The organism is Streptomyces sp. NPDC005955 (assembly GCF_042871255.1).
GTDB lineage: Bacteria > Actinomycetota > Actinomycetes > Streptomycetales > Streptomycetaceae > Streptomyces.
On the sequence record NZ_JBIAIF010000002.1, the window covers coordinates 531,658 to 548,111 of the forward strand.

Below are 16,454 nucleotides of genomic sequence, written 5' to 3' on the forward strand. Positions count from 1 at the left end.
GTGTTCGCTGTCTTCTCGGGGATGCGGCTGTCAAGGAGGGTCAAGTGTGCCGGGAGGGCCGGCTGGTCGATCCGGGCGGGCTGGTCGGACGGAAGGAACGGTGGTGAAGGTCCGATACCCGGAGCCGTGTCCGGGAATCATCTTCCCAACCCCCTACCCCCAAGGGTACGGCGACACTCCCCTCCTGCCCAGCGAGCCGTGCCCGCCCCGAAGAACGCGCACTCGACACCGTGCGCACCCCACGGCACGCCTCGGCGACGCACCCCGGAGCATGCACGAGCGGCCGGCCCGCTGGCAATGGTGACTGGCGGGTACAGCCGCTTCCGGTCCGGAGGGGGTGCGGTCTCGGACAGCAGTTGGTTCAATATCAGACGACCTCCACTTGACCGTTATGCGCGCTATACGCCGTATAGACGCCCAAGGCCACCATCTCCGCCCTCCCTCACACCCACCCCCACCGCCACCCCGCATCCACGGGAACGCCCGCTCCCCACCACCGCACCGCACCCACCACCGCGCCCGACGGGCGGTCCGCACGGTGACCCCGGGGCGGGTGCGGACGTTGGTCTTTGCGAACCCTTGCCCATGGCTGTGCAAACACCCCCACCACCCCTCCCCCACCACCCGGCGGGACCACCATGACCGGGACGGCACAGGGGGCGACCCCTTCGACGCGCCCACCCCCTCCCACCCCCCTCACCACCCCCACGAACCTCGCAGGAGCAACCGAAACGACGGGGGCACCCCGACCGGGCGACGGAGCGGCACCGCACGACGCACCACCGGGGCGACGCCGCCCTCCGACGGGGCCGAGCGGGGGCGTATGCCGCATGAACGTGTCGACATCGGGCACCCGCCGGGCAGCTGACCGATTCCGGCGTACACCTACGCAAGATTTCAGCCAACTTGGCCAGGGGTCGCTTTCTTTGGTCCAGACCCCTCCCACCCCCGCTCCCACCTGGAAAGAAAGGAGCGGCGGCCGGTTTCGCACCCTACGCGGACCGGCCATGCGCCGAATGCGCACTTCCCTGAGCGCTCCCGGAGTGCCACGCTTCGTGATCGAATGCTTTACGCCAAGTTGCCATGTCGACAATGCACCGGGGTGCGGAAGTGGTCACGCGGGCACCACGGGACACAGTAGATTCGATCATGACTGTCTTATGGCGGGGGACTCGTGCAGGACCGAGGGGAATTGTGCTGGAGCGACAGGCCCGACACGTTAGGGACGCCGCGACCACTGAGGGGGGCTTAGCCACATGAGCCACGACTCCACGACCGCGAGCGACACCGTTGTCCGGAAACTATCCGGGCGCCGCCGCAGGGAAATCGTCGCGGTACTGCTGTTCAGCGGCGGCCCCATCTTCGAGAGTTCGATCCCGCTCTCGGTGTTCGGCATCGACCGCCAGGACGCCGGCGTGCCCCGGTACCGCCTCCTGGTGAGCGCCGGCGAAGAAGGACCGCTGCGCACCACCGGCGGACTCGAACTCACCGCGCCCCACGGCCTGGAGGCGATCGCCCGCGCCGGGACGGTGGTCGTCCCCGCCTGGCGGTCGATCACCGCGCCGCCCCCCGAGGAGGCGCTCGACGCACTGCGCCGCGCCCACGAGGAGGGCGCCCGGATCGTCGGCCTGTGCACGGGCGCGTTCGTGCTCGCCGCGGCCGGCCTCCTCGACGGACGCCCGGCCACCACCCACTGGATGTACGCACCGACCCTCGCCAAACGGTACCCGTCGGTCCATGTGGACCCCCGGGAGCTGTTCGTCGACGACGGCGACGTCCTCACCAGCGCGGGCACGGCCGCGGGCATCGACCTGTGCCTGCACATCGTGCGGACCGACCACGGCAACGAGGCGGCGGGCGCGCTGGCCCGCAGGCTGGTCGTGCCGCCCCGGCGCAGCGGCGGCCAGGAGCGCTACCTCGACAGGTCTTTACCAGAAGAGATCGGCGCCGACCCCCTCGCGGAGGTCGTCGCCTGGGCCCTGGAGCACCTGCACGAGCAGTTCGACGTGGAGACCCTGGCGGCCCGCGCCTACATGAGTCGCCGGACCTTCGACCGACGGTTCCGTTCGCTCACGGGAAGCGCACCCCTCCAGTGGTTGATCACCCAGCGGGTCCTCCAGGCGCAGCGGCTCCTGGAGACCTCCGACTACTCGGTCGACGAGGTGGCGGGCCGTTGCGGCTTCCGCTCCCCCGTCGCGCTGCGCGGGCACTTCCGGCGTCAGCTGGGCTCCTCGCCGGCCGCGTACCGCGCGGCCTACCGGGCGCGCCGTCCGCAGGGCGAGAAGCTGCTCGACGCGGGTGCGCTGACCGGGCCGGACTCACCCGTCCCGGCCCAGGCGCGCCGGCCCGCCACGGCCGGTGCGCTGAGCCAGCACGGACACGTGTCCGCCGACCCGGGGCGGCACGCGCACAGCTCGGACATGTACGCATCAGGTCTGATGGGACGCCCGAGCCTGCCCGGTCAGCGGAGCGCGCCTTAGGGTAAGACCCATGAACGATCGCATGGTGTGGATCGACTGCGAGATGACGGGACTCTCGCTGGCGAACGACGCGCTCATCGAGGTGGCCGCACTGGTCACCGATTCCGAGCTGAACGTCCTCGGCGACGGAGTGGACATCGTGATCCGCCCGCCGGACGAGGCGCTGGAGACCATGCCCGAGGTGGTGCGGCAGATGCACACCGCCTCGGGTCTCCTCGCCGAGCTGGCGGGCGGCACCACGCTGCCCGACGCCCAGGAACGGGTCCTCGCGTACCTGCGCGAGCACGTGAAGGAACCGGGCAAGGCCCCGCTGTGCGGAAACTCGGTCGGCACCGACCGCGGTTTCCTCTCCCGGGACATGCCCGAGCTGGAGTCCTACCTCCACTACCGGATCGTGGACGTCTCCTCCGTCAAGGAGCTGGCCCGACGCTGGTATCCGAGGGCGTACTTCAACAGCCCCGACAAGAGCGGCAACCACCGGGCGCTCGCGGACATCCGCGAGTCGATCGCCGAGCTGCGCTACTACCGGGAGGCGATCTTCGTCCCCCAGCCCGGACCCGACTCGGAAACCGCTCGGACGATCGCCGCGCGTCACGTGGTGCCCGCCTCCCCGACCCCGTAGAAACACGTGCGCGAGCACCCTCCAGGACCCTGTACACTTTTTCTCGGCCGGTCGGTAAACCGCAAGGTGAACCGCCGCTCGTGGTGGGTGTAGCTCAGCTGGTAGAGCACCTGGTTGTGGTCCAGGATGTCGCGGGTTCAAGTCCCGTCACTCACCCTCAATGATCAAGGGTCGACCTGCACGGCGGGTCGGCCCTTGATCCGTTTCGAGGTTCTGGGAACACCGCGGGAACAGCAGCAGGCCGGCCGGGTCAGCGTGCGGTCAGCGCCCGCCGCGCCCCGTGGATCACGTTCTGCGCGTCGACTCCGTACACCGCGGACTCCTCCAGCGTCTTCCAGGTGCGGAGGTACAGGGCGATGTTCGCGGCGTCGTCGAGCCAGAGTTCCGCGTGCCAGTCCTCAGTGGCGACCAGCCGCTCGTCGAGGATCCAGAACCCGTTGGCGGCCGGGACGCGCAGCGACGCACCCAACGGGACGACACCGAGTTCCACGGTGTCCATGCCGATCGTCCCGGCGAGCCGGTCGAGCTGTGCGACGAGCACCTGTGGCGGGCACAGCAGAGCGCGCAGGGCTGCTTCCCACACGAGCGCGCGCAGCAGACGACCCCCCTGGTACAGCCACGTCTGTCGCTCCATTCGGGAGCGCATGGCGGCGTCGGTGTCCCGGGTGGTCCCGTGGAGGTCGGCGTACCGCAGGAACACGGCCCGCGCGTAGTCCGCGGTCTGGAGCATGCCCGGAATGACGGACTCTTCCCAGACGTGGATGAGTCGGGCCTGATCGACGGCACCGTTCCAGGTGTCCTGGACCGGGCGGTGCCCGGCGCCGAGTTGGCGGCGCCAGGACCGGATGTGGGACTCGAAGCCTTTGAGACGGGCCAGCAATTCGCCGGTCAGGTTCGGGTGCCCGGTGGCATCGGCCCAGTCGCGTAGATCATCCGGGGTGGCGGTCTGTCGACCGCCCTCCAGCTTGTAGATCTTCGAGTGCGGCCAGCCGAGCCGCTGCGCCAGCCGGGGCCCGGTGAGACGACCACCAGGGGCGGACAGGCGCAGCTCGCGCAGGCGTGTGCCGAGGGCCTCTCGCGCCTGCTGGTAGTCGGTGCTCACCGGCGCCGGTTCAGCCCTTCAGGGCGAGGCGGGCTGCGAACTGGTCGTAGGGGACGGACGCGCGCGTGGCCCTGTCCCGGACCTGGCAGTAGCGGAGCACCTCGGCGGGTTCTGTGATGACCTCCACGTCGTGGAAGGCGTCTTCGTCATCGAAGCGGAGGATCGCCACGAGGCGGGAGTCGAACAGCCAGAAGTCCTCGGCGGGCAGGTGTGCCCGCTCGGCGTCCTGGCGCCAAACGCACCTGGCGTCCTCGGTCGGTGGTTGGTCGATGACACGGACCCGGCCCACGTACTTTCCGGCGGACGTCTGGCTGGTGATGTTTCGGCACCAGTCGCTGTCGATGTCCATGGGCGCGGTGCCGGTGCCGTGGTTGACCAGCAGTTCGCGGGGGACGGCCACCGCGGCATCGCCGGGTCCGAAGTGTTGCAGTTGGGCCAGGTCGGCCGGGTCCGTGAGCGGACGGCCTTGGACGATGATCTCGTCACTGTCGACGTCCTCGTGTACGGCAGGGCATGCGCCGTTCCTGCTGTCGGTGCCGTTGAACCTGAGCTGTCGCGCCATGGCTCCCCTCCGTTGCTAGTGGGTCGCCTTCAGCATCGTCACACCGGGCACCTGGTACTACAGGGTGCCCCCCACCTCGTGAGACCACGAGGGAACAACCAGCCAGGCTGCGAGAACATTCGAGACCACGCATGGCAGTGCAGGCCGCGGCCTCCGTACGGTCCCGTCATGACCAACCCGCAGTCGACCGACATCGACCCCTTCTCGGCCGTCGTCGCCTTCGAGCCCGAGCCGGAGACGACTCCGCCCCAGCTGCTGACCGACCGGCTGGTGGAGTGGGCCGCGGAGGTGGACCACTCGATGCGGGCCGCGGTCACCGCGCTCGTCCAGGAGGACGCCGTCCTGGCCCGAGCGGATGTCCATGCCCTGCTCCTGGTCGACACGGGGATGCGGGTGTACTGCGAGTGGACCCGGTTCGAGGACCAGTACCGCAAGGCCCTGGTCCTCGACACGAGCGAGCGGGCGTTCCTCGACTTCGTCGTGGCGATCGCGTTCCCACGGCAAGTGCCCCTGTGGCCGCTGGAACATCTGGGTGAGCGGCGCCTCGCGGTCATCCTGCGGGCGCTGGCCTCATGCGGAGGGTCGGAGACGATCGCGGTGGGGGTGCGCACGTGACGGTGGGCCGTGCCCGCTGCGACCGGAGGATCCCTGGCGGGCCGGCCGTTCGACGCTCGCCGCCGGCGCTCCACCCTCCGCCGTGGGGTGCACGGTGTCCCGTCATCGCCGTCGGTCCGTCTCCCGCACGGTCGCGTTCAGGCGTTGCGGGCCGCGCTCTCCTCCTGGTGGCGGCGGAGGACCGGTGTCAGGTAGTCGACGGGCCGGCCGCCCAGTTCCCCGGCCACCTCGGTCAGCTCGGCGAGCGAGCGCACGAAGGCGATCCGGTCCAGCTCGGGTTCGCGCCCCTCGGCCCGCTCGGCGGACGCCAGTGCCTCGAAGCGGGCGCGCAGTTCCCCGGCCGACCGGGGCGGGGCGAGGTGGACCACGCCCAGGCTGCCGTTGCCGCCCCGGGTGAGCCCCCACAACCGCGGCTGCGGGGGCTCCAGCTCCACCCCGACCTCCTCGACCAGTTCCCGGGCCGCCTCCCGGGCCAGCGCCGCCTGGTCCAGCACCGCCCCCGGCGCCGGCGGCTCCACGCCGCCGCCCGGCAGCAACCACCGCCCCGGGGAAGCCGTCCAGGACGCCATCCGGCCCACCAGCAGGCTCCCGTCGTCCACCGGCTGGATGACGCTCACGAACAGCGAGGGCAGCCAGTCGGTGTTGCCGGGCACGCGGCGCAGGGCACGGTGCCGGAAGGTCAGCCGGGCCCAGGAGACGGTGAGGTCGCCGTCCTGCGGGCCTCCCCGCCGTTCCAGCGCCGCGCAGCCCGTCACGGGCCCGTCGAAGAGGTGCGGATTGGCCCGTACCGCCTCGTCCCAGATCCGGTCCCGGGCCGCCTCGTCCTCGGGGGAGGGTTTCGGCGCCTCGACCTCGGTGAGGTGGAGGCGGTGAACGTCCAGGAGTTCGGCGCCCGTTGCGGGGAGGGTGTCGGTCATCGGCCCATCGTAGGGTCCGGTCGACGGCCGCCACCTGCGACGCCACCCGACCGCACCCCATCGACCGACCCCATTGGGCCCCGCTGAGGGGCCTCGCCGACCGCCTCGCCGACGGGCCTCTGCCACCGGGTCAGGACGAGGCCCGTGCCACGAGCTCCGTGGGCAGGACCACCTGGCGCCCCGGGTCGCGACGACGGGCGCGGGGGTCCTTGGCGATCTCCTCCAGCAGCACCCCGGTCATGGTGCGGCCCATGTCCTCGATGGGCTGCCGGACGCTCGTCAGCGGGGGGTCCATGTGGCGGGCGATCGCGGAGTCGTCGAAGCCGACGAGGGCCACGTCGTCGGGGATCCGGCGTCCCCGGGCACGCAGGGCCTGGCGGGCGCCGGCCGCCATCACGTCGGACGCGGCGAACACCGCGTCCACGTCGGGCCGGCGGTCCAGCAGTTCGGCCATCGCCCGCTGCCCGCCCCGCTCGGTGAAGTCGCCGGGGGCCACCAGTTCCTCCTCCACCCGGCGGCCCGCCTCCCGCAGGGCGTCACGGTAACCGTCCACCCGGCGCCGGGCCCCGTACACATCGGGACGGCCGGTGATCGTGGCGACCGTGCGGCGCCCCCGGGCGACGAGGTGGGTGACGGCGGCCCGCGCCCCCGCGTAGTTGTCCGCGTCGACCGCCGGCAGGAGTTCCCGCCCGGACCGACGCCCGCTGATCACCGTGGGGATGTAGAGCTGCGCGAGCAGATCGGGCAGCGTGTCGTCGACGTGGACGGAGACCAGCAGCACCCCGTCCACCCGGTGCGCCGCCAGATACTGCGCGAGGCGCCGCCGCTCACGGTCGCTGCCGGCGAACACCATCAGCAACTGGAGTTCCGTATCCGCCAGTTCGGCACCGATGCCGCGCAGGATGTCGGAGAAGTACGGTTCGGCGAAGAACCGGGTCTCGGGCTCGGGAACGACCAGGGCGACCGCGTCCGTGCGGTTCGCGGCGAGCGCCCGGGCCGCCGTGTTGGGGACGTAGCCCAGTTCGGCGATGGCCGACTGGACGGTGGCCCGCGTGGTGTCGCTGACCCGTGGCGAGCCGTTGATCACCCGGGACACCGTGCCCCGGCCCACGCCCGCGCGGGCGGCGACCTCCTCCAGCGTGGGTCGTCCGCTGCCCCGTCCGCGTGCTCCGTGAACCGTCATCACCGGCAGCCTCCCGTAGTAGCTCCGCAGCCTGACCCGGCTCGGTCGCATCCCGGACGTCGGCGGTCCGCAGCAGTGCCGCACCGCGACCGGACGTCCGCACCACCGCACCGCCGTTCGGCGGGTGCCGCTCCGGAAGAGGCCAGGAATCTAGCAGCCTTCCGGCCGGCCCCCGTACGGCCGCGCACCGGTCGGACTGCCAGCGGACGCGGGCCGGACGGGAAGTTGACCGGGCCCGGGTCCGGGGCCGGGTCCGGACCCGGGCTCGGCGACTGAGCCCGGTGCGCCCCGGCCGCGTGGGGGAAGCGTCGGCCGGGGCGCAGGGTGGGGGTGGTGCCGTGGGGGGCGTGGGGGTTCCTTCTCTTCTGTGGGGGACTTTCCAGGGGAATTCTGGGGGATTTCCTTGGGGGACTTCTTGTGTGTGTGTGTGGGGGGGGGTCGGGCCGGCCGGGCGTGGAGGAAGGGGGCCCGGGCCGGCCCGGTCTGGGGGACCAGGTGGGGGGAATCCAGTGGGGGGCGTTCCGGTCAGGAACCTGGACCCTGGCGGTGGATCGAACGGCGACCGCCTTGGTGCGGGCGGAGCCGGGCTCCTCCCGGCCGGTGCGGATGGCCCGGTCCGGGAGGTCGTGCGCGGGGTGGGGGGAGGAGTCCGCGAACGAGGCGATCACCGTGCGGGTCCCGCGTGTGGGGAGCGGGACCGGGTGTGGGGGGCCGCGAGGGGCTGGGGGACCCGCTCGCAGTGGGTGTGGTGCTGCCCGTGGCCCGTCGGGACGGCTGTGGGGTGGCGCCGTCGTCGAAGGAACCGCGGGCGTGGGTGGGCTGCCGGTCCGCCGGGTCCTGGCCGCCGTTGGCGGCGAACCCGGCGGAGACGGTCCGGCCCGGGCCCGGCTCCCCGTGCCGGGAGGCGGAACTCACGGTGAAGTGCTGTCCGTTGACCGTGGAGATCGCGTCCCGTGGAGAGCGGGGCCCAGTACCCGACGGCAGGTCGGACGTGGGGGTCCGGTCCGTCTGGGGAGTGTCCGGTCCGTTCGACACCGTGCGCAGGCCGGGGTAACCACCCGGCCCCGCACTGAGCTCGGTGCGTACGGCGTCGACCGTCGCGGCCCGGGTCGCACCCCTCGCTCGACGGGCACCCGGAACGACGACGGGCGCGGCGAGGGGCGCGGCGGCCGCTTGGGGGCGGCTTCCGGTCCGACATCGCTGCGGCGTGGTCATGGGGTTCCTGTCTCGGGGGTACGGGGTGTGGCGTCCCCCTGGGGGAGGGGCGCGGTCAGCACGCTAGCGACTGGGAGTCCGGCAATTCGCCCCCCGGTGCCACATGAAGGCCCTTCTTATGCCGCTCTTAAGGACCACATGGGAGAGCGAAAAGGGAATCCCCTACGAGACCCGGTGATCCGGGGGCACGGAAGCTCGTTCCCCCGCGTCCCGGGAACGCGGGGGTGGTCCGTTCGGGACCACCGGGTGACGCCCACGGGTGCCCCTGCTCCCCGCCCGAGCGGAGGGTCCCCGTCCGGCCCGGCCCGACCGGGTCCCCGCCCGCTCCGGCCGTCCCGGAACCGGTCCCGACGCGGGCAGGGACCGGCCCGGGCGCTCCGGAACGGGGTCCGACCCGGGTACGGAGCCGAACCGGGTACCGGACAGGGCCACCCCAGGGCGGGGCCGGACCCCGAGGCGGGACCGATCCAGGTCCGGGGCCGGAACGGTTCAACCCGCGGCGCTACGGGCCCGCCCCAGGTGGGCAACAGCCCCGCCAGGGCCGGGGAACGTCCCACGCGCCCAGGAAGCCCCGGGCGACATGTGCCCGGACCCGGTACGGGAATCCGTCCCGTACCGACCGGTGGCGGCCTGCCGGACGAGTAGCTGCCCCGCCCGGTACGGGGGATCGGCCCGGCCCGCGACGGGGGCGGTCCGGCTTCGGACGGGAAGCACTCCGTCCCGCGACGGGCAACGGCCCGACCCCGGAGGCGAACCGCTCCGACCCGGACCGGGAACAGGCCCGACCCACGGCAGGACCCGCCCCCGTCCAGGACGGGAAACGATCTGCGCCGGGCGCAAGGAACAGCCCCACACGGACGCGCAGCGGTGCGGCCGAGCCCGTGGCACGAGGATCGGTCAGACCCGGCACAGGGTCAGCCCGCCCGCGGACGCGAACCACCGAGCCGGAGGCGAGAACAGCCTCGTCGCGGGCCGGAACCACCCCACCCCGGAACGGGAAACAGCCCCGGCCCGTATCAGAAACCGCCCTACCCCAGCCGGGGAACGCTCGACGTAGTGACGGACAACAGCCCAGCCCCGGACACCGGTAACGGGACGGCCCCGCGCCGAGCACGCCCCGGCCCCGGACGGAGAACAGCCCCGGCCCGGGCAGGACACACCCCAACCCCGGGCGCGAACAGCTCACCCCGGGCCGGCAAGCGGACAATCCCAGACGGGAATTGACCCAGCCCAAGCCCCGGCCCGGAGCAGCCCGGAGCGCGGAGCGGTCCCGCCCCCGGCCGGGAAACGGTCCGGCCCGGGCGGGAAACGGCCGGGCTCCGGGGGCGGAAGGGCCCGGACCGGGCGGGGTGCGGCCCAAGCCGGCCGAGCCCCGGGCGGAAGGCGGGCCGACCCCACACGGAGAACCAGCGCGAGCAAAGGCGAACCGCGCCGGTCAGGCCCTGCGCAGGGCGAACCTCCGCTTCCGCGCCTTGCCCCGGTGCGCCCGCCCCGGAACCCTCGCCCCGCCCACCTGGATCCACACGCGGATCTCCGCCCCGCCGAGTACGGAGTGCCCGATCCGCACGTCGCCGCCGGTCGCCTCGGCCATCCGGCGCACGATGTCCAACCCGAGCCCGGTGGACCCCTCCTTGCCCGACCCGGCCCCCCGGGTGATCGCCGCGGTGGGGTCGGCGATGCCGGGTCCCGCGTCGGACACCAGCACGATCACCGCGTCGTCCCCGTTGTGGACGTCCACGGCGAAAGCGGTTCCCTCCGGGGTGTGCCGGAACACGTTGCCGAGCAGCGCGTCGAGCGCGGCGACGAGGTCGGGCCGCGCCACCGGGATGCGCACCGGCCGCTCCACTCCGGCGACCCGCACCTTGCGTCCCTCGTCCTCCGCGAGCGCCGACCAGAAGTCCATCCGTTCCCGGATGACCTCGGCCACGTCGCAGCCCGCCCCGGGACCCACGGCCGCGGTCTGCGGCTTGGCCTCCCGGGCGGTGCGGATGATGGTGTCGACCTCGCGTTCGAGCTGGTGCACGGCGGCCCGGGTCTGCTCGGCGGCCGGACCGTCACCGAGGCTCGCGGCGTTCAGCCTGAGGACGGTCAGCGGGGTGCGGAGCCGGTGCGAGAGGTCGGCGGCGAGTTCGCGTTCGTTGGCGAGGAGTTGCACCACCTGGTCGGCCATCGAGTTGAAGGCGACGGCGGCGAGCCGTAGTTCCTTGGGGCCCTCCTCCGGGACGCGCGCCCCGAGTTTGCCCTCCCCGAGTTCCCCGGCCGCCCCGACGAGCCGCTGCGCGGGCTGCACCATCCGCCCGCCGAGCCGGTCGGCGACCGCAACGGAACCGATGACGAGGCCGACGCCCACCCCGGCGAGCACCAGCCACGCCATGGTGACGCCCTTGCCGACCTCCTCGTCCGGGACGAACACCTCGACCACGGCGACCCGGTTGTACTTGAGGCCCACGACGTGCAGCAGTGCCGAACCGCCCTCCACCTTCATGATGGACGTCCGGGCGTAACTGCGGGAGTTCGAGATGATCTGGTCGCTGACCCGCTGGTGTCCGACTTCGACGGACTCCCGGTCGCCCGCGGCGGGCACGTGCACGGCCATCCGCCTCTTCTCGCCGAGGTCGGTGGAGGCCACCGCGCCGGCGAGCCGGTCCTCGTCGGTGGTGATGGTGAGCATCGGCGCGAAGGCGGCGGCCTGCCGTTCCGCGTCCGAGATGGCCCGGTCCCGCGCCATCTCCTTGATCACCAGTCCGAGGGGGACGGCGAAGGCGACGACGACCATCGTGGTGACCGCGAGGCATACCTTGACGAGCGCCCATCTCATCGCGGCGGCTCCAGCTTCACACCGACCCCGCGCAGGGTGTGGAGGTAGCGCGGCCGGGCCGCCGTCTCCCCCAGTTTCCGCCTCAGCCACGACAGATGGACGTCGATGGTCTGGTCGTCACCGTAGGACTGCTGCCACACCTCGGCGAGCAGCTCCCGGCGGGCGACGACCACCCCGGGTCGTCCGGCGAGGAACGCCAAGAGGTCGAACTCCCTTCGCGTCAGGTCGAGTTGCACGCCGTCGAGTTCGGCCTGACGGCGCAGCGGGTCGATGGACAGGCCGCCCACCTGGATGACCCGACTGGGCGGCGCCTCCACCGAAGCGCTCCGGGAGCGGCGCAGCACCGCGGCCATGCGGGCGGACAGGTGTTCCACGGAGAACGGTTTCGTCAAGTAGTCGTCGGCGCCGTCGTTGAGGAGGCGGACGATCTCGTTCTCGTCGTCGCGCGCGGTCGCCACGATCACGGGGACATCGGTCAGCCCGCGCAACATCTTCAGAGCCTCCGAACCGTCGAGGTCGGGCAGACCGAGGTCCAGGATGACCAGGTCGAACGGGAAATGGGCTACTTCGCGCAGCGCCTCCAGGGCCGTTCCGACGCTACGTACCGTGTGGGACGCCTCGGTGAGATGCCGGATGAGGGCCGAGCGGACGAACTGATCGTCTTCGACCACGAGCACACGTGCCATGGGCGGCAACCGTACGCCATGTGGGTGATCGCCGGTTTGCGCGGGACGAAGGCGACCGAGGGGGCGACAGGGCGGGTTGGGGTGGGGCAAGATGGCCAACGATGCGCAGGGGACTCCTTCACTTCTCGGCTTGGACGCTCGCCACGGGTGCAGCGGTCACCTTGTCATGGTGGGGCGTCCACACCGTCATGTCCGGAACGGCCTACGCCCCACCGGTCGCCTTGCCGATCACCGGGGAGGAGGACGCGCCGTCGGCGGAGGCGAAGCTGCCCTCCGACGGACCCGTCCCGCCCCCGCCGAAGTCGACCGCGCCGGCCACCACGCCCGGGATCGGCGGCTCGACGCAGCGCCCGCAGCCGGGCCCCACCACGCAGCCCACCACTCCGTCCAAGGGGAAACCGAGCGCGCAGGGGTCCGCCAGTTCCGGGGCCCCGGAACCGATGGGGTCGGCCGAGTCGGAGTCCGACTCCAGCAACATCAAGAGCTATCCCACCAAGGGCGGACGGGTCGTCATCGACATGGCGCCCACCTCCGCGGAGCTGGTGTCGTCGACGCCCGCCCCGGGGTGGACCATGAAGGTGTGGGAGGACTCCCAGTGGATGCGAATCGACTTCTCGAAGGGTGAGGAGACGATCACGGTGATCTGTGCCTGGCACACGGGAACGGCCAAGACGGAGATCAACACCTACTGACGGAAGGCGCCGGGGGGCGGGGCCGGGGAAGCGGTGGCCGTGCCGTCGTGGACCGGGGGCGCGCCCGCGGTGAAGTCGCCCAGTGCACGTCCGTGTTCGACGCGGGCCGGGTGCGGGTCGGTGGCCGCGCGGCGGGTGAGTTCCGGGACCGACAGCAAGACGTCCGCGGCGACGAGGACCGCGTTCCCGAAGCGGCGCCCGCGGAGCACCGGGGCCTCGGCGATGAGGGCCAGTTCGGGGAAGACGGTGCCCACCGTGGCGAGTTGGGCGCGCAGATGGACGAGCGCACCGCCGTCGGCGATGTTCGCCGCGTAGTGGCCGCCGGGCGCCAGCACCCGCCGTACCTCGGTCACGAACTCGACGGTGGTGAGGTGGGCGGGGGTCCGGGCGCCGCTGAACACGTCGGAGACGACCAGGTCGGCCCACCCCTCGGGCAGCTTGCCGAGCGCTTCGCGGGCGTCGAGCGTGCGCACCCGGACCCGTGCCGGTTCCAGGGGGAGTTCGGTGCGCACCAGGTGGACGAGGGCGGCGTCCCGTTCCACGACCTGCTGGGTGGACCGGGGCCGGGTCGCGGCGACGTAGCGGGCCAGCGTGAAGGCGCCCCCGCCGAGGTGCAGCACCTTCAGGGGGCGGCCGGGCGGGGCCACCAGGTCCACGACGTGGCCGAGTCTGCGCTGGTACTCGAAGGCGAGGTGCGCGGGGTCGTCGAGGTCCACGTGTGACTGGGGGGCGCCGTCGACGAGGAGGGTCCAAGCGCGGGGGCGGTCCGGGTCGGGGAGCAGTTCGGCGCGTCCGCCGTCGACGTCCGCGAGGACCGGCTCCCGCCGTTCCCGGCGGCCCCGTTCCTTCGTCCGTCCGCGTGCCATGCGGCCATTATCGCCGGGCCGGGCCGGCGGGCGCCCGGTGGGGCCGTGGGTGACGGGTGCCGACGGTCAGCAGCAGTTGTCGGCGGCCTCGATCATCCGCGCGGCCTCGTCCAGCGCCTCGCGCAGCACTGCGGGGTCGGTCACCCGGTGGGCCGCGCCGGGCGGCAGTAGCCATCCGACGTCGGCGACCGGCGGTTCGGGCGGGACGTCCGCCGTGCAGGACGGGGCGTCCAGCGCCGGGGGCGGCGCGTCCGGGGTGGGGGCGTCCGGGGTGGGGGCGGCGGGCGGAGCGGCCCGGCCGGCGGTCCGGGTGCAGGCGCTGCCGGGCACGTCCCAGCCGTCCGCGGTGCCCGGCGGCACCAGGAAGCCGAGCATCCGGCACCGGTTGTCGTGCAGGACGGGTCCCACCGACCCGGCGGCGGCGCGGCGCAGGATGTCCACCGCTTCCAGTCCCTGTCGGGCGGGGACCGTCACCAGGTCGCAGCCGGCGACGGCGCCCCGGGCCAGCGGCAACGCCCGCTCGCCGCACGCCTGAGCGGTGACCGCGCCGGGGTGCCGGGGCAGTGGCTCGGGCGTCTCGCCCGGTGGCGCTTGCGGTGCACCGGGTGCGCTGGGTTTCCTCCCGGCCTCCAACACGGAACCCCTCCTCGGTCGCGGGTCGGTGACGGCTGGCTCCCCGTCCAGGGGGACCAACGCAGGACCCGCGTCAACAGCTACGGCGCCACGCCGCCGCAAAGCATGGCAGTTCATGGCAGAACGTGGGTGAGATATCCGGTTTGTAGCCAAACCCTGGGTGAGGGGTCCGTCACAGCCGGTACGTTCGGGCCTCGCCGGACAGGTGCGGGAACACGGCGCACGGTCAACCGGTCCGGGCCGTGACGCCCCACGGGGGTCCGGCACCAGCGTCACGAGAGGTTCCGGCCATGGCGTCGTCACCGAGGCCCTCCCAAGGAGCGTCGACCGGGCGGGTCCCCCCACCGGACCCGCCGCCCCCGCCATCACCACTCCAGGACCCGGCACGCCAAGTACCGGCGCTCCAAGTACCGGCGCCCCCGCTCCCGGCGCCCCGGGCGAACGCGGTCTTCCGTGAGTTGCGCGGGGCCAGGTCCCCCGGGGAGTTCGCGGCGGCGGTGCGTCGGGCGGCCCGGGAGATCGGGGAGCGGGTCAGCTGTGACGCCCGCTACATCGGTCGGGTGGAGGCGGGGGAGATCCGCTGCCCCAACTACGCGTACGAGCGGGTGTTCCTGCACATGTTCCCGGGTCGCACCCTCGCGGATCTGGGCTTCGCGCCCAGGTCGGCGGTCCGCGGCCGGAGCTCGCGCGGCATTCCGGCACCGCGCACGACACCCCCCGCACCCACCCCGTCCACCCTGTCCAACCCGTCCATCTCGCCCACCCCACCCACCCTGTCCTTCACCCCTGCCCCACCTGCCCTACCTATCCCACCTATCCCGCCCGTCCCGCCCGCCGGGCCGGCTGAGCCGGCTGAGCCCCGTGGGCCCGCTACCGGCCAAGGCCCCGGCTCCGGCTCCGGCACGGCCCACGGCCCCGGTGAGCCCACGGCCCCGGACGAGCCCGTACAGAGGTCCGCGCCCCGCGCGACCCGGAACCACGAGGAGAGCGACGTGCGGCGTCGCGCGTTCATGACCGGCTGCCCGGTCACGGTGGCTGCGTCACTCGGGTCACGGAGTGTGCTGGCCCCCCTGTCCCTGCCCGCCCCCACCGGGAGCGGCCCTGGACGCGCCGGAGCCGCCGAGGCCGAGGCGGTGGAGGAGGCGGTGCGCCGCATCCGGGTCCTGGACGACCGGCACGGGGCGGACGGCCTCTACCGACGGGCGGCCGTCCCGCTGCGGACCGCCTTCGAACTGCTCGACGCGGCCACCGCCCGGCAGTCGACCGCCGACCGGCTGCACGCGGGCGCCGGCGAGCTGGCCATCTCGGTGGGCTGGCTGGCGCACGACTCGGGTCGGTTCGCCGACGCCCGCTCGCACTACGCGGAGGCCCTGGCGACGGCCCGGACGTGCGGGGACGCGGGGGTGGAGGCGCACGCGTTCTGCAACTCGTCGTTCCTCGCCCGGGACGCGGGCCGCCCCCGTGAGGCGGTGCGCGCGGCCCAGGCGGCGCAGCGGGCGGCCCGGGGGCTCGGCTCGTCCCGCCTGCTGTCCCTGGTGGCGCTGCGCGAGGCGGGCGGCTGGGCCGGGCTCGGCGACCGCACCGGCTGCACCCGGGCCTTGGCGCGGGCCCAGGCGCTGTTCGAGCGGGGCGCCTCGGACGACGACCCCGAGTGGATGTCGTTCTACGGCGAGGCGGAGGTGGCGGGGCTGGAGGCCCAGTGCTGGTCGGCGCTCGGGGAGTGGTCCCGGGCGGCCCGGTACGCGGAGCGCGCGGTGGCGCTCCAGGACCCGCACTTCACCCGGAACACCGCGCTGTACACCGCGGAGCTCGCGGACGACCTCGCCCGCGCGGGGCGGCCCGGCGAGGCGGCGGCGGCCGGGCAGCGGCTGATCTCCCTGTTGGACGAGGTGCAGTCCTCGCGCATCGAGTCGATGCTGGCGACCACGGCACGGGTGCTGCTGCCGCACCGCGCGTCGACGGAGGTCGGCGGCTTCCTGGAGCGGTACGCGGCGATGCCGAGGCCCACCTGAGCCGCCCCCTCCCCCGCCGGGTGGCGGGAGGGGGGCCACCGGGTGAACGGC

Annotated in this window: 13 protein-coding genes and 1 tRNA gene; 6 read left to right on the forward strand and 8 right to left on the reverse strand. The window is 73.2% G+C overall.

The features are described 5' to 3' along the window. The first annotated feature begins 1,256 nt into the window (after positions 1-1,256). From ACFYOU_RS07585 to ACFYOU_RS07595, 3 genes are all read left to right on the forward strand, one after another. Entirely contained in the window at positions 1,257-2,480 is a 1,224-nt protein-coding gene (locus tag ACFYOU_RS07585; protein ID WP_389762511.1) for a helix-turn-helix domain-containing protein, read from the forward strand. A 10-nt stretch (positions 2,481-2,490) separates the two neighbouring features. Beyond that, positions 2,491-3,102: an oligoribonuclease gene (gene orn / locus ACFYOU_RS07590; RefSeq protein WP_385487131.1), complete on the forward strand. Its 612-nt coding sequence runs from the start codon at positions 2,491-2,493 to the stop codon at positions 3,100-3,102. A gap of 83 nt (positions 3,103-3,185) precedes the next feature. Continuing rightward, positions 3,186-3,258: transfer RNA gene (locus ACFYOU_RS07595), tRNA-His, on the forward strand. A gap of 94 nt (positions 3,259-3,352) precedes the next feature. Here ACFYOU_RS07595 and ACFYOU_RS07600 read toward each other — a convergent pair. Further along, positions 3,353-4,204, reverse strand: coding sequence for a Scr1 family TA system antitoxin-like transcriptional regulator (locus ACFYOU_RS07600; RefSeq protein ID WP_391304077.1), 852 nt, complete (start codon positions 4,202-4,204; stop codon positions 3,353-3,355). 10 nt (positions 4,205-4,214) lie between these two features. Then, the gene (locus ACFYOU_RS07605) at positions 4,215-4,766 is read right to left on the reverse strand and encodes a DUF6879 family protein (RefSeq protein ID WP_391304078.1); all 552 of its coding nucleotides are present in this window, start codon (positions 4,764-4,766) and stop codon (positions 4,215-4,217) included. Positions 4,767-4,934: 168 nt separating this feature from the next. Between ACFYOU_RS07605 and ACFYOU_RS07610 the strand changes: the two genes are divergently transcribed. Continuing rightward, positions 4,935-5,381, forward strand: a complete 447-nt coding sequence (locus ACFYOU_RS07610; RefSeq protein WP_391304079.1) for a hypothetical protein — start codon at positions 4,935-4,937, stop codon at positions 5,379-5,381. 137 nt (positions 5,382-5,518) lie between these two features. Here ACFYOU_RS07610 and ACFYOU_RS07615 read toward each other — a convergent pair whose 3' ends face one another. The 4 genes from ACFYOU_RS07615 to ACFYOU_RS07630 all read right to left on the reverse strand — a co-directional run bounded on the left by ACFYOU_RS07615 (position 5,519) and on the right by ACFYOU_RS07630 (position 12,200). Continuing rightward, positions 5,519-6,298 carry an NUDIX domain-containing protein gene (locus tag ACFYOU_RS07615; RefSeq protein ID WP_391304080.1) on the reverse strand — a complete coding sequence of 260 codons (780 nt, stop codon included), beginning with the start codon at positions 6,296-6,298 and terminating at the stop codon, positions 5,519-5,521. A gap of 130 nt (positions 6,299-6,428) precedes the next feature. Beyond that, positions 6,429-7,481, reverse strand: coding sequence for a substrate-binding domain-containing protein (locus ACFYOU_RS07620; RefSeq protein ID WP_391304081.1), 1,053 nt, complete (start codon positions 7,479-7,481; stop codon positions 6,429-6,431). A gap of 2,650 nt (positions 7,482-10,131) precedes the next feature. Then, on the reverse strand, positions 10,132-11,514 hold the full coding sequence (locus ACFYOU_RS07625) for an ATP-binding protein (protein WP_391304082.1): 1,383 nt from the start codon (positions 11,512-11,514) through the stop codon (positions 10,132-10,134). Then, a complete protein-coding gene (locus ACFYOU_RS07630; protein ID WP_385487117.1) occupies positions 11,511-12,200 on the reverse strand; it encodes a response regulator transcription factor in 690 nt (229 codons plus the stop codon). The genes ACFYOU_RS07625 and ACFYOU_RS07630 overlap by 4 nt, the downstream gene beginning before the upstream one ends. A 188-nt stretch (positions 12,201-12,388) precedes the next feature. On the opposite strand from ACFYOU_RS07630, the gene ACFYOU_RS07635 reads away from it, so the two are divergent. Beyond that, the gene (locus ACFYOU_RS07635) at positions 12,389-12,892 is read left to right on the forward strand and encodes a hypothetical protein (RefSeq protein WP_389762501.1); all 504 of its coding nucleotides are present in this window, start codon (positions 12,389-12,391) and stop codon (positions 12,890-12,892) included. Here the strand turns inward: ACFYOU_RS07635 and ACFYOU_RS07640 are convergent. Both ACFYOU_RS07640 and ACFYOU_RS07645 read right to left on the reverse strand, forming a co-directional pair. Then, positions 12,886-13,758, reverse strand: a complete 873-nt coding sequence (locus ACFYOU_RS07640) for a fused MFS/spermidine synthase (RefSeq protein ID WP_391304083.1) — start codon at positions 13,756-13,758, stop codon at positions 12,886-12,888. The two genes, ACFYOU_RS07635 and ACFYOU_RS07640, sit on opposite strands and share 7 nt — an antisense overlap. 66 nt (positions 13,759-13,824) lie before the next feature. After that, positions 13,825-14,391: a hypothetical protein gene (locus ACFYOU_RS07645; protein ID WP_391304225.1), complete on the reverse strand. Its 567-nt coding sequence runs from the start codon at positions 14,389-14,391 to the stop codon at positions 13,825-13,827. Between the two features lie 458 nt (positions 14,392-14,849). Here ACFYOU_RS07645 and ACFYOU_RS07650 point away from each other — a divergent pair, with 458 nt between their 5' ends. Continuing rightward, positions 14,850-16,403, forward strand: coding sequence for a tetratricopeptide repeat protein (locus ACFYOU_RS07650; protein WP_391304084.1), 1,554 nt, complete (start codon positions 14,850-14,852; stop codon positions 16,401-16,403). Positions 16,404-16,454 lie beyond the last annotated feature (51 nt).

Bases quoted from the DNA above. Each gene is read 5' to 3' on its own strand.
- ACFYOU_RS07585 (WP_389762511.1), top strand. From the start codon at position 1,257: ATGAGCCACGACTCCACGACCGCGAGCGACACCGTTGTCCGGAAACTA.
- orn (WP_385487131.1), top strand. From the start codon at position 2,491: ATGAACGATCGCATGGTGTGGATCGACTGCGAGATGACGGGACTCTCG.
- ACFYOU_RS07605 (WP_391304078.1), bottom strand. From the start codon at position 4,766: ATGGCGCGACAGCTCAGGTTCAACGGCACCGACAGCAGGAACGGCGCA.
- ACFYOU_RS07610 (WP_391304079.1), top strand. From the start codon at position 4,935: ATGACCAACCCGCAGTCGACCGACATCGACCCCTTCTCGGCCGTCGTC.
- ACFYOU_RS07615 (WP_391304080.1), bottom strand. From the start codon at position 6,298: ATGACCGACACCCTCCCCGCAACGGGCGCCGAACTCCTGGACGTTCAC.
- ACFYOU_RS07620 (WP_391304081.1), bottom strand. From the start codon at position 7,481: ATGACGGTTCACGGAGCACGCGGACGGGGCAGCGGACGACCCACGCTG.
- ACFYOU_RS07625 (WP_391304082.1), bottom strand. From the start codon at position 11,514: ATGAGATGGGCGCTCGTCAAGGTATGCCTCGCGGTCACCACGATGGTC.
- ACFYOU_RS07630 (WP_385487117.1), bottom strand. From the start codon at position 12,200: ATGGCACGTGTGCTCGTGGTCGAAGACGATCAGTTCGTCCGCTCGGCC.
- ACFYOU_RS07635 (WP_389762501.1), top strand. From the start codon at position 12,389: ATGTCCGGAACGGCCTACGCCCCACCGGTCGCCTTGCCGATCACCGGG.
- ACFYOU_RS07640 (WP_391304083.1), bottom strand. From the start codon at position 13,758: ATGGCACGCGGACGGACGAAGGAACGGGGCCGCCGGGAACGGCGGGAG.